Origin of the sequence: Corynebacterium marinum DSM 44953, from assembly GCF_000835165.1 — a bacterium.
Taxonomy (GTDB): Bacteria; Actinomycetota; Actinomycetes; order Mycobacteriales; family Mycobacteriaceae; genus Corynebacterium; species Corynebacterium marinum.
Genome location: NZ_CP007790.1, coordinates 577,911 through 590,846, shown reverse-complemented (window position 1 = coordinate 590,846; position 12,936 = coordinate 577,911). Strand labels below are relative to the sequence as shown.

Here is a 12,936-nt window from a genome sequence, read left to right as displayed (position 1 = left end):
TCCGAACGGTTACCGGGCCACCGGGCACGGGGGGTGCCGGGACAATACCGGGCACCCCACGAACGACGAGACCCCCGGATCCTGAGGATCCGGGGGTCTCGTGTGAATTGGTAGCGGGGGCAGGATTTGAACCTACGACCTCTGGGTTATGAGCCCAGCGAGCTACCGAGCTGCTCCACCCCGCGTCGGGTGATATTCACTTCACCGCGCCAACACAAGACTGTTAATCTCGCCCTGACGACATGTGAAACTATAACCCACCACTCACGGATAACCCAAATGCGCTGTTCACATGGCTTTCCCTGCGGCCGCGGCCGGCTGGCCCCGATCTCCGGCCCCCGCAGCGCGCACGTGCCTAGACTCGAGACATGACGAAACCCACAGACGACCGCAAGGACAACCACGGCACCTCCGTGGACATCAAACCCCGCTCCCGCGACGTCACCGACGGACTGGAGAGTACCGCCTCCCGCGGCATGCTCCGCGCGGTGGGCATGGGCGACGACGACTGGGCCAAGCCGCAGATCGGCGTGGCCTCCTCCTGGAACGAGATCACCCCCTGCAACCTCACCCTGAAGAAGCTGGCCGGTTTCGCGAAGGAGGGCGTGCACGCCGCCGGCGGCTACCCGCTGGAGTTCGGCACCATCTCCGTTTCCGACGGCATTTCCATGGGACACGAGGGCATGCACTATTCCCTGGTGTCCCGCGAAGTGATCACCGACTCGGTGGAGACGGTCATGAGCGCCGAGCGTCTCGACGGCTCGGTCCTGCTGGCCGGCTGCGACAAGTCCATCCCCGGCATGCTCATGGCAGCCGCCCGGCTCAACCTCTCGAGCGTGTTCCTCTACAACGGCTCCACAATGCCCGGCACCGCCCGTTTCGCGGACGGCACCGAGCAGGAGGTGACCCTCATCGACGCATTCGAGGCCGTCGGCGCCTGCCGCGCCGGGAAGCTCTCGCAGGAGAAGGTGGACGTCATCGAACGCGCCATCTGCCCCGGCGAGGGAGCCTGCGGCGGCATGTACACCGCCAACACGATGGCCTCGGCCGCGGAGGCGATGGGCATGTCGCTGCCGGGGTCCGCCGCTCCCCCGGCCGTCCACCGCGACCGCACCGTCCACGCCCGCCGGTCGGGCGAGGCCGTGGTCGAACTGCTGCGCCGCGGCATCCGTGCCCGCGACATCATCACCCGTGATTCACTGCTCAACGCCGTCGCTGTGGTCATGGCGCTCGGCGGTTCCACCAACGCCGTGCTCCACCTGCTGGCCATCGCCCACGAGGCGGGCGTCGACCTGGATCTCGACGACTTCAACTCAGTCGCAGACAAGGTCCCGCACCTCGGCGACCTCAAGCCCTTCGGCAGGTATGTCATGGCCGACGTCTTCCGGATCGGCGGGATCCCCGTCGTCATGAAGGCACTGCTCGACGCCGGCCTACTCAACGGCGACTGCCTGACGGTCACCGGCCGCACCGTCGCCGAGAACCTCGCCGACGTGCGCACCCCCGACCCGGACGGGAAGATTCTCCGCGCCCTGGACAACCCGCTCCACGCCACCGGCGGCCTGAGCGTCCTCCGTGGCTCCCTCGCGCCGGAGGGCGCCGTCGTCAAGACTGCGGGCTTCGACGCCGAGGTCTTCGAGGGCACCGCCCGCGTCTTCGACCGTGAGCAGCCCGCGATGGATGCGGTCCTCAACGGCGAGCTGAAGAAGGGCGACGTCGTGGTGATCCGCTACGAGGGCCCGAAGGGCGGGCCGGGCATGCGCGAGATGCTGGCCATCACCGGCGCCATCAAGGGTGCCGGCATCGGCAAGGACGTCCTGCTGATCACCGACGGCCGTTTCTCGGGCGGATCCACCGGGCTGTGCATCGGCCACGTCGCCCCCGAGGCCGTCGACGGGGGCCCGATCGCCTTCCTGCGGGACGGCGACCCGATCAGGGTGAACATCCCGGAGCGCACCATCGACGTCGATATCACGGATGAGGAGATGACCCGGAGAAAGGCCGGGTGGCAGATCCCGGAGAACCCGCGGCTGCACGGCGTGCTGGGCAAGTACGCCAAGCTGGTCCAGTCTGCGTCGGTCGGCGCTGTCACGGCCTGACCGGGCACGAAGAAACCCCCTGGACCAGCTGGTCCAGGGGGTTTCTGTGTGAAGTGGTAGCGGGGGCAGGATTTGAACCTACGACCTCTGGGTTATGAGCCCAGCGAGCTACCGAGCTGCTCCACCCCGCGACGGGTGCCATTCACTTACACCGTGCAACATTGTCTGCTGCAGATGTAGAACTATACCCACGGCCGGGGGATCCTCGCAAATCCCCCGGCCAGAGATGGTTTTAGTTACCTGCGGTGAGCGACTGGTACTCCTCGACGGCACGGTCCAGCTCATCAAGAGCCTTGCCGTACTCCTCGAAGGAGCCGTTCTGGGCGGTCTCGAGGTTGCTCAGGGCCTCGTTGATGCGCTCGATGGCCTCACCCTCGGTGCCTGCGGCGGTTGCCGGCGGCGTCGGAGTATCCTCCTCCGGGGTTTGTCCTTCCTCCCCGGTCTCCGGCTCGGCCGGGGTAGTCGGGGCCGTCGGGGTACCGGCGATGTCCTGGGCGGCACGCGGGTCGATGCCCACCTGTGCGAGGGACTCGGAGATGGTCGGAGCGTAACCGACGCGCCCCTTGTAGGACACGAGCACGCGCAGCAGCTTGGGGAACGCGGACTCCTGGTTCTTGCGCTGCGAGTAGATCGGCTCGACGTAGAGGATCTCGCCGCCGCCCACCGGCAGGGTGAGCAGGTTGCCGTTGTGGAGGTCGTTGGAGCCCTCCCAGAGCGTGCGGTCCCGGGCCACCTGGTCGGAGGACATCATGGCATCCTGCGCCTGCTTGGGGCCCTGGGTCTGGGTGTTGGTCGGCAGGACTCGGACGGTCATCTTGCCGTAGGTCTCCGGGTCGGAGCTGACCGTCATGTGCGCGGAAAGGAACTCGCGGTTGAGGCCGCGGTACGGGGTGATCAGCTGGAAGCTGGACTCCTGGGTCTCCGGGTCGGAGGCGACGACATAGTACGGAGGCTGGTTGAGTTCCTGACGGCCCTCGGGTGCGGTCGGGTCACCGGGGACGGACCAGAAGGCGTCGTTGGTGAAGAACACGCCCGGGTCGGAGACGTGGTAGCGGGCGAGCAGTTCGCGCTGGACCTTGAACATGTCCTCGGGGTAGCGCATGTGCTGGCGCAGCTCCTCGGAAATCTCACTCTCCGGGTTGACCGTGTCGGGGAAGATACCCTGCCACACCTTGAGCACCGGGTCCTCGGTGTCGAACTCGTAGAGCTCGACGGTGCCGTCGTAGGCGTCGACGGTGGCCTTGACCGAGTTGCGGATGTAACCGACCTCATCGGTGATCAGCCGCTGGTTGGTCCCGTCGGGGTTGAGGGCGTCGACGGTGGTCTCCGTCAGGGAGGTCTGCTCAGAGTAGGGCAGGGCGCTCAGGGTGGTGTATCCGTCGACGATCCACTTGATCCGGCCGTCGATGACGGCGGGGTAGGTCTTGGAGTCGGTGGTCAGCCAGGGTGCGACCTTCTCGACGCGGGCACGCGGGTCGCGCTCGAAAATGATCTTCGAGTCGCCGTGGACCCGGTCGGAGAGGACCAGGTTCATCTCCTGGTAGCGCAGGGCGAAGGCGGCACGGTTGATCATGTTGCCCACGTCCACGCCGCCGGAACCGTCGTAGGTGAAGAAGGAGTTGTCGGTGTCGTACTCGACCGGGTCGGAACCGTTGTCGCCGACGATGGCGTAGTCCGCGCCGTCGGTGGAGCTGGCGATCACGGGGCCGTAGTAGATGCGCGGCTGATCGACCTTGATGCCCAGTTCCTCAGCCTCCTCCGAGGCCTCGCGAGCGGCGTTGCTCTGCAGGTCGGAGACGGTGAAGACCGGGAAACCGCCGCGGGTGGAGCCGGCGTCCTGCGCCGCCTCGTCGACGGTGTTGGCCTGCGCCGCGATGAAGCCGTTGCCGTGGGTGTACACGGTGTGGCGGTTGATCCAGTCGCGCTGGTTCTCCCGCAGGGCGTTCGGGTCGAGCTCGCGGGCGGCGACGACGAAGTCGCGCAGCTCGCCGTCCACCTGGTAGCGGTCGACGTTGAGGGTCTCGGGGAAGCCGTAGAAGTTGCGCAGCTGCTGCATCTGGGTGAAGGTCGGGGCGAGGATCTCCGGGTCCAGCAGACGGATGTTGGAGATGGTCGCCTCGTCGGCTGCGACGTCGTCGTCGGAGGCCCCGGCGGACCCCCAGTTGTCCAGGTACGTGACCTGGTCATCCGTCAGACCGTAGGAGTGGCGGGTGGCCTCGATATTGCGGGCGATGTACTCCGACTCCTTGGCCACACGGTTCGGCTGGACGGAGAAGCGCTCCATGAGCAGCGGCCAGGCGACGCCGATGACGAAGGAGGACAGCAGCAGGAGCACCACGCCGAGCGCGGGGATACGCAGATCCTTGAGCACGATGGCGGAGAAGAACGCCACCGCGACGAAGGCCGCGATGATCATGAGGATGATCTTGGCCGGCAGCACGGCGTTGATGTCGGTGTAGCTGGCGCCGGTGAAGGTCTCCTGGCTGGCGTAGAGGAGGGTGTAGCGGTCCAGGAAGTAGGAGGCCACCTGGAGCAGCATCCACAGGCCGCCGGTGATGGCGAGCTGGACGCGGGCGCCGCGGGAGATGTGGCCCTTGATTCCCATTGCCTGGTTGCCGATCCGGATGCTGCCCAGCAGGTAGTGCCCGACCAGCCCGATGATGAAGGCGACGACAAGCAGCATGGAGAAGGTGTCCACGAGCAGGCGCAGCAGCGGCAGGGTGAAGGCATAGAAACCGAGGTCATGGCCGAACTGCGCGTCGGTCTGCCCGAATGGTTCGGCGTTGAGGAACATCATCACGGTGCGCCAGGTGCCCTGGCCGATGAAACCGGCGAAGACGCCGACAATCACGGGGATGCCGATCAGCAGGCCGCGGACAGATTTGTCCAGTGCCTGCCGGTACTGGTGGACCGGCGAGTTCAGATCCACGTTTTCGAGGCTGTCCGGACGGTTGCGCCAGGTGAAGAAGCCTGCGAGCCATACGACGAAGCCCGCTACGAGAGCGAACACGAAGAAGAGGGCGATGCGGACGAGCAGCACCTTGGTGAAGACTCCGCGGAAGTCGACTTCACCGAACCAGAGCCAGTCGGTGTAGAAACCGACCGCGAGGGGGGCCAGGATGAACAGCGCGGCGATAATGCCGATGATCCAGCTCAGCACCCGAGGTGGCCGGTTAATGGACGGGGAGGGTTGCGAGAGGCCGGTGGCCAAGTCCTTCTCCTAAGCATTCATGTGTAGTTTTGTGCCGGTGTACTGTCCTTAGCCTAGAGAAGTTCACCCCCGCGTGACCAACGAAGGATTGATAGTGACGCATTCCGAGTTCAACACCCCCGCGCTCAATAAGGCCATGCTCGAGGCCGTCGAGTTCGTCCACTCCGAAGGGTGGGACGCGGCGCCGACCCTGTTTGCACTGGTCCCCACGCTGTTGATCAGCGATCAGCTCGCCGATCCGGACGACGCCGCCCCCCTGACCCTGGTGGTCCAGGAGCTGCCGGAGCACATCTTGCCGGGTTCGGATGAGCTGGGCGATTACCTCTCCCGGTTGGCCTGGCCCGCCGAGATCGAGGGCGTCGTGCTGGCCCAGGAGATCATGTTCCGGGAATCGTCGCTTGCCGACGCCCCGGCCCGTCCCGCCCGCCTGTTCTCCGGCGTGCTGCGCCCGGAGGGTGTCGAACTGACGCTCCTGCAGCTGCGGCCGACTCCGGAGGAGATCGAGGAGTCCGGCCCGTTCGCGGAGGACAAGATCGACCTGCGGGGCGGCCCGGAGGTCGCTCCCGGAGTGCTGCAGGCGCTGCGCTACGGACTTGAGCAGGACCCGGAACTCCTCGACTAGACTGATCGGAACCGTCACTTTCAAGGAGCCTGTACCACGTGCGACTTCCACGCCCCGCCCGCCTGACCGCCGTCTCCGCGGCGGTGCTGCTCAGTGTCGGACTGTCGGCGTGCGCCACTGAGGATCCGCCCGGGCAGGATGCCCCGCCGCAGTCCACCGGGGAATCCTCCCCCGCCGCTGCACCGAGCTCCGCTGCACCGGCCACCTCGGTCACGGTGACAGCAACCACGACGACAACACCGCCGCCGTCCCGGACGTCGGAGGCCGTCCCGGAGACGTCGAAGAGCAGCGGGGGTCTGCCGGAGGATGTCGCCGAGGTGCGGGAGATCTTCGGGTCGATCGCGCCGGCGTCCCTGTTCGGGGAGTTCGACTCCTGCAACTCCAGCGGCATCGACAATGCCTGGGAGTGCTCCGGCCGGGAGGTGGGCCAGTTCCAGTTCTTCGACTCGATGTCGAAGGCCGCCTCGACGACCCAGTTGATAACGGAGCTCCGCAGCTCCCGGGTCATGGAGGACACCGGCCGACGGGTAGTGGGCTGGTCGACGTTGGGCACGACCGCGGTGATCACGGTCGTGGACAATGACCAGGGCCTGGTCATGCAGCAGATGGTTTCCTCAGACCGGGTCGACCCCGAGGAGCGGATCTACGAGCTGGGCCTGGTCGACCGGCCGGCCACCGAGGACCCCGCGGAGCCCGCCGAGAGCGAGACCGCCGGGGAATCCAGGGAATCCGGCAACTAAGAGCAGGCGGCGACGTCTCGGCCGGCGCCGAAGTCCGCCATCGCCGTGATCGCCTCATCCAGGGTGTTCACCTTGGCGATGACCATGTCGCCGTCCTTGTCGCCGGTGACCGCCTCCGCGCAGTTGGCGGCGGGAGCCAGGAAGAGTTCGACCCCCTCCGCCGACGCGGCGCGCACCTTGTGGTCGATTCCGCCGATCGGTCCGACTGTCCCGTCCTCCGCGATGGTGCCGGTTCCGGCGACGTTCCGGCCGGCGTTGAGCTGCCCGTCGGAGAGCTTGTCGATCACGGCCAGCGAGAAGATCATGCCCGCGCTCGGACCACCGATGTCCTGGAGGTTGAAGGTGACGTCGACGCCGTCGGTCGGCTGGGAGCCCATGAGCACGCCCAGCATGGGGATCTTCTTGTCCTGGGGGTTGGCGCCCAGCTCGATCACTTCCGTGACCTGGCGGTCGCCCCGCTGCAGCTCGAGGGTGATCCGGTCACCCGGCTGCTTCCCGCGCACGAACTCCTGGACCTGTCCCGGCTTGTCGACGCCGTTGCCGTCCACGCCCACGATGACGTCCTTCGCCTCGATGCGGCCGCTGGCGGCGGAGTCCGCCAGGACGTCGACCACCACGATCTCCACGGGCCGGCCGAGGTGATTCATCGCGGCGACGGTGGCCGCTGCCTCCGAGGAGGTGAAAGACTGCTGGTTGAGCTGGTCGATCTCTTCGGGGCTGAGGTCCGGCGGGAACACCTGCTCGACGGGGACGAGCGTGTCGTCGGTGGTCAGCCACCTCCCCAGCGCCTGTGCCAGCGTCATGTTGGAGCGCACCGAAACGGTGGTCATGCGCAGTTCCCCGGCGGTCCCGTCGACGGGGGCGCCGTCGATCTCGACGACGGGTACACCGTCGACCTCCCCGAGGGTATCGAACATCGGGCCTGGCCCCTCCGCCGCATAAGGCACGGTCAAGGAGATGTTCGTGCCCGGGATACGGTCCACGGACACCAGTGCGGTGAGTGCCACCACCGGCACGGCGCCCCACACAAGGGTCCGGATTCGACGGCTGGCACGGGTTGGCGTTGCATTCACGGTGTATCAGGGTACCTGTGTTCGCTGTCAGCGTTGTTCACGTCATGGCCCCGGGCGCGGGTGGGCCGGTAGATTGGGACGCATGAATACAGGCGGATTCGGCTTCAACTTCGGACCAGGCGACGATGACGACGACGACAAGTCGCGTCGCGAACAGAATCCGTTCGGCCCGTTCGGCTTCGGCGGGGCGGACGGATCCGGCGGGCTGGGCGACATGCTCAGCCAGTTCGGCCAGATGCTCTCCGGGATGGGTTCCTCAATGAACTCCCCGGAGGGTCAGGGCCCCGTCAACTACACGTTGGCCGAGCGGATCGCGCGGCAGCAGATCGGCCAGGCCGCTCCCGTACGCGACCAGGACACCTCCGCGGTAGAGGAAGCGGTCCGGCTCGCTGAGCTGTGGTTGGACGAGACCACGGAGCTGCCCACCGCCGGCGGGCGGGTCGTGGCCTGGAACGCGGAAGACTGGCTGACCCAGACCCTGCCCATGTGGAAGCGGTTGGTCACCCCTGTCGCGGAGCACATGAACGAGGCGCAGCTGGCCTCCCTCCCGGAGGAGGCGCGGGAGATGGTCGGCCCGATGCTGCAGATGATGAACCAGATGTCGGGCATGAACTTCGGCATGCAGCTGGGCAATGCTCTCGGCGACCTGGCGAAGCAGGCGTTGACGGGCTCCGATTTCGGACTGCCCGTCGCCCCGACCGACGTCACCGCCCTCCTGCCCGCGAACATCACCGCCGCCGGCGGCGAGCTGGAGGTGCCGGGCCAGGAGCTGATGGTCTACATCGCGGCCCGCGAATCCGCCCGCCAGCGCCTCTACCATCACGTGCCGTGGCTGGTGGAGCGCCTGGTCTCCTCCGTGGAGGAGTACGCGGCGGGTCTGGTCATCGACACCTCCCACATCGAGGAGGCCACCCGCGAACTCAACCTCGAGTCCGGTGATCCGGCCGCCATCCAGGACGCTATGCAGCGCCTGCAGGGCATGGACCTCTCTCCCCGCATCAGCTCGCGCAACGCCCAGGCCGTATCCCGGCTGGAGACGCTCCTCGCGCTCGTCGAGGGTTGGGTGGAGTACGTGGTCACCAATGCAATGGGTGAGCGTATCCCCTCCACCGGCAAGATGACCGAGGCATGGCGTCGGCGCCGTGCCACCGGAGGCTCCGCGGAGCAGGCCTTCGCCAAGATCGTCGGTATCGAGCTCGCCGCCCCGAAGGTCGCCGAGGCCGTGGAGCTGTGGCGCCGCGTGGACGTCGCCGTCGGACAGAAGCGCCGCGACGGGGTCTGGGATCACCCCGATCTCCTGCCCTCCGCCGAGCACCTGGACAACTCCGCCGACTTCATCGACAGCCTCCTCGACGAGGGGGAGAGCGACGAGTTCGACCGCGAGTTCGCCAAGCTCGAGGAATTGCTGCGTGAGCAGGACGGGCAGGACGACGGGGACAAGAACTCCGGCGGGGACGACGTCGGCAGGTAGCCGCGGCCTGTAACACCGAAACAGCTGCACCCCTGGCATTCAGGCCGGGGGTGCAGCTGTTTCTATGTCAGGCGCACCAGCGAGAAGGCCCGGCGGATGAGGCTCTCCCCCACGGCCGGGTCACGGGGTTCCGGCAGCGCGTAGTAGGTCTCCAGGGCCGTGGTCGACACAGCCACCGCGACGTTGACGGCGACGTGGGACTCGAAGTCGTCCAGGCCGGACGCCCGGGGGTGGACCGTGTCGAACACCGGCTGCAGGTGCCGGGTGAACTGGGGTCGCGCATCCGCACCAGTCAGCGTCTGCAGAATTCCGCCGATGCGGAACAGGGCGGCGAAGGAATCGAGTTCCCCGGCCCCGACCCGGTCCTGCAGCAACCCGTCGACCACGATCTCCTCCACGGCCTCGAACAGTCCGGTGTCGGCCGGGATCTCGTTGAGCAGCCCGGTGAGGGAGGAGACACGGTCGGTGATGAACTCCACCAACGCCTCGACCATGTCGTCGAAATAGTTGTGGAAGGTGCGGGGCGAAAACCCTGCGGCCTCGGACACGGCGGCCACGGTGAGCCCCTCCGCCCCGTGGTCGAGGGCGATCTGGGCGGCGGCCCGCGCCAGGGTGGCGCGGGTGGCAGCCTTCTTGGTTTCCCGAAGACTGGACATGGTCTTCCAGCCTAGCGGGAGGCGGCGGGCTCCAGAGCCGGCGCCTCGGCGTTCTCGACGGTGATGTGGCTGATGCCCTCGCCCTCGACATCGACCTTCGGCAGGATCCGGTCCAGCCATGCCGGGAGCCACCAGGCGCGTTCGTCGAGCAGGAACATGGTGGCCGGGATGATCATCATGCGGACGACGAAGGCATCGAAAAGCACGGCGACGGCCAGCGCGAAGCCCATGGTCTTGATGAACACCATCTCCTGCGCCATGAACGCCGCGAAGACGGAGATCATGATCAGCGCGGCGGCGGTGACCACGCGGGCACCGTGCTTGAAGCCGTTGGCGGTGGCATTGCCCGGGGTCTTGCCGTGTGCCCAGCCTTCGCGCATGCGGGTGACCAGGAAGAGCTGGTAGTCCATGGCCAGGCCGAAGACCAGGCCGATGAGCATGATCGGCAGGAAGCTCAGCAGCGGCTGCGGGTCGTCGATGATGCCGAGCCAACCCTCCTGGAAGATGGCCACGGTGACGCCGAAGGTGGCGGCGACCGACAGGCCGAAGCCCAGGGCCGCGATCAACGGCACCCAGATCGAGCGGAAGACCAGCAGCAGGATGAGGAACGCCAGGACCAGCACGATGGCGATGTAGGGCAGCAGCACGTCCTGCAGCCGGTCGGAGATGTCGTCGAAGATCGGGGTGACACCGGTGATGCCGTAGCTGGCCCCCGTCGCGTCGGCGAAGCCGGTCTCCGCGTCCCGCAGGGCCTGCAGGGTTTCGGAGGTCTGCGGATCGGTGGCGCTGTACTCCGGGGTGATGAGGACCTGGGCCGTGTCCAGGTTCTCGGTGGTGGCGGCCACCTGGGCGTTGACCACGCCGTCGGTGGAGACGAACTCCTGGATTGCCGCGGCCAGGGCAGCCGGGCGCTCCTCGGCCGCCACGTCGATGGTGTCCACCACGGCGAGCATCGGGGCGTTGCGGCCCGGGCCGAAGGCGTCGTCGATCATCTCGTGCGCGATGCGCGGCGGGGTGCCGGGGCTGGCGGTGCCGTCCGTGGGCATCGCCAGGCGCATGTTCACGGCCGGGATGGCCAGCAGACCGAGGAACAGGACGCCGACGATCAGGTGCGCGACCGGGCGCTTGCGCACACGGCGCACCCAGCGCAGTCCCATGGTCGGGGACTCGTCCTCCGGGTCGGGGGCCTTCACTCCGATCAGGCGGCCGGCGAAGACGCGGGTGCCGAAAAGCCCGACCAGGGCGGGGAGGAAGGACAGTGCCACGAGCACGGCGACGACCACGGTGGCCGCCGCAGCCAGTGCCATGGCCGTCAGGAAGGGGATGTTGATGATGGACAGCGCGACCAGGGCGATGAGCACGGTGAGGCCCGCGAAGATGACGGCGGAACCGGCGGTACCCGTCGCCTTGCCCATGGCGTGCGCCCGGGTGGCCACACTCATGCCCCGCAGCTTCTCCGCCAGGTCCTTCGGTTCCATGTCGTTGCCGCCCGCCGCCTTGATCAGCTCGTTGCGGAAACGGGAGACGATGAACAGGGCGTAGTCGATGCCCACTGCCAGGCCGATCATGGAGGCCAGGACCGGCGTCATCTCGTTGATGTCGTCGGAGAAAGCGGTGGTCAGCTGCACGCCCAGGATGCCGATGGCCACGCCGATGACCGCGGAGATCAGCGGCATGCCGGCGGCGACCAAGGAACCGAAGGTGACCATCAGCACGACGGCGGCGACCAGCAGGCCGACCACCTCGGAGGTCATGTTGATCTCGGCGGCGGCCGCGCCGAAGGCGTTGCCGTTGTAGGCCACTTTCAGATCACCCTCGTCGTAGTCCTCGAGGATGGCGGTGACCGCGTCGACGTCCTCGGCCGCGATGTCGCCCACGGTCGCCGCATCGAAGTTCACGGCGATGACGCCGGTGGTCTCATCCCCGCTCAGCGGACTGACCGCAGCGAGGTCGGCGGCGATCTTCTCGGGCGGGGTGCCCTGCGCCTCGAGCTGCGGGACCATCTGCGCCTGCAGTCCCTGGGACGCCATGACCGGGTCGACGATCGTCTCGGAATCGGCGAGCACACCGGTCGCCCGGACCTCGCCGAGCATTTCGTTGACCTCGGCCAGCACCGCCGGGTCGGTCAGCGTCCCGCCTTCGGGGGCCTGGACGACGATGGTGCCCGACGCGGTGGTGGTGGCGTCCTCGGCTCCCGGGAAGCGCTCCTGCATCTTCTCCATGGTGACCACGGAGTCGAGGCCGGGGATGGTGAAGCTGGTGGACGGGGACTTCGCGAAGGCGCCGGCCAGGGTGCCGATCGCGATCATCAGTATCAGCCAGAAGGCCAGGAACGGCCATTTCTTCCGGTAGGCCAGGCTACCGAGCTTGTACAGGAATATGGCCATGTGGTGGGAGATCCTTCGGGGTGGGGCGGGACATGGGGCGCGGAAAAACCACGCCGAACATCCGACAGCCTAAAACAACTTGCAGAAGTAGTGCAAAGTTTCACTTTCACTGCACTTCTACCCCGTCCGGCCCGGCCCGCGTCTCAGGAGAAGCGCTGGTACGCCTCGAGATACCCCTTCGCGCGCTCCGCCTTAGGCGCGCGGTCCGCCCACTCCCAGAAGTCCGGCCCGTGCCCCGGGATGAAGGTGTGCACCAGCTCGTGGACGAGCACCGCATCCAGCACATAATCGGGGACGTTCCGGAGCCGGTCCGTGATGCGGATGTCACCGGAGGACGTGGTGCAGGACCCCCACCGGGTGTTCTGGTTGGCCACCCAGCGGATCGAGCGGACGGTGGCGCGGGCGTCGAGAAGCTCCCGGTTGAGCTGTGCGGCCCGGTCCAGCAGGTCCTCGTCGGACGTGCGGGTGGACGTGGCCTTGCGCCGCAGCTTCGCCACGATATCGGCCACGGCCTTCTCCTCCTCCGCCACCGTCATCCGGGCGGGGATCCGCACCACGACCTTCTCGCCCACGATGCGGGCCTGTACGGTGCGTTGTCGGCGGGGGGAACGGATGACCTCGATCTCGGACGGCATGACACGGGATTGTATCTGTGCTCAACTGGATGCAGGGGGGAT

9 protein-coding genes and 2 tRNA genes are annotated in these 12,936 nt (G+C 67.3%); 4 read left to right on the top strand and 7 right to left on the bottom strand.

From position 1 onward, the window contains the following. Positions 1–108 precede the first annotated feature (108 nt). A tRNA-Met gene (locus tag B840_RS02900) sits at positions 109–185 on the bottom strand. Positions 186–368: 183 nt separating this feature from the next. Between B840_RS02900 and ilvD the strand changes: the two genes are divergently transcribed. Further along, complete coding sequence (ilvD, locus tag B840_RS02895; protein WP_042620885.1) at positions 369–2,099, top strand: dihydroxy-acid dehydratase; 1,731 nt, start codon at positions 369–371, stop codon at positions 2,097–2,099. Positions 2,100–2,153: 54 nt separating this feature from the next. Here the strand turns inward: ilvD and B840_RS02890 are convergent. Beyond that, a tRNA-Met gene (locus B840_RS02890) sits at positions 2,154–2,230 on the bottom strand. Positions 2,231–2,331: 101 nt separating this feature from the next. Further along, positions 2,332–5,310, bottom strand: coding sequence for a UPF0182 family protein (locus tag B840_RS02885; protein ID WP_042620884.1), 2,979 nt, complete (start codon positions 5,308–5,310; stop codon positions 2,332–2,334). A 136-nt stretch (positions 5,311–5,446) separates the two neighbouring features. On the opposite strand from B840_RS02885, the gene B840_RS02880 reads away from it, so the two are divergent. Both B840_RS02880 and B840_RS02875 read left to right on the top strand, forming a co-directional pair. Further along, positions 5,447–5,932, top strand: a complete 486-nt coding sequence (locus B840_RS02880; protein WP_042622470.1) for a PPA1309 family protein — start codon at positions 5,447–5,449, stop codon at positions 5,930–5,932. A gap of 29 nt (positions 5,933–5,961) precedes the next feature. Beyond that, complete coding sequence (locus B840_RS02875) at positions 5,962–6,672, top strand: hypothetical protein (RefSeq protein ID WP_042620883.1); 711 nt, start codon at positions 5,962–5,964, stop codon at positions 6,670–6,672. On the opposite strand, the gene B840_RS02870 is transcribed toward B840_RS02875, so the two are convergent. After that, a complete protein-coding gene (locus tag B840_RS02870) occupies positions 6,669–7,745 on the bottom strand; it encodes a YlbL family protein (protein WP_042620882.1) in 1,077 nt (358 codons plus the stop codon). The genes B840_RS02875 and B840_RS02870 overlap by 4 nt on opposite strands. A gap of 82 nt (positions 7,746–7,827) precedes the next feature. Here B840_RS02870 and B840_RS02865 point away from each other — a divergent pair, with 82 nt between their 5' ends. Next, on the top strand, positions 7,828–9,216 hold the full coding sequence (locus B840_RS02865; RefSeq protein WP_042620881.1) for a zinc-dependent metalloprotease: 1,389 nt from the start codon (positions 7,828–7,830) through the stop codon (positions 9,214–9,216). 62 nt (positions 9,217–9,278) lie between these two features. Here the strand turns inward: B840_RS02865 and B840_RS02860 are convergent, their stop codons facing one another. The 3 genes from B840_RS02860 to B840_RS02850 form a co-directional block, all read right to left on the bottom strand. After that, positions 9,279–9,872: a TetR family transcriptional regulator gene (locus B840_RS02860; protein WP_042620880.1), complete on the bottom strand. Its 594-nt coding sequence runs from the start codon at positions 9,870–9,872 to the stop codon at positions 9,279–9,281. Between the two features lie 11 nt (positions 9,873–9,883). Next, on the bottom strand, positions 9,884–12,259 hold the full coding sequence (locus tag B840_RS02855) for an MMPL family transporter (RefSeq protein WP_042620879.1): 2,376 nt from the start codon (positions 12,257–12,259) through the stop codon (positions 9,884–9,886). A 143-nt stretch (positions 12,260–12,402) separates the two neighbouring features. Further along, complete coding sequence (locus B840_RS02850) at positions 12,403–12,894, bottom strand: M48 metallopeptidase family protein (protein ID WP_042620878.1); 492 nt, start codon at positions 12,892–12,894, stop codon at positions 12,403–12,405. Positions 12,895–12,936 lie beyond the last annotated feature (42 nt).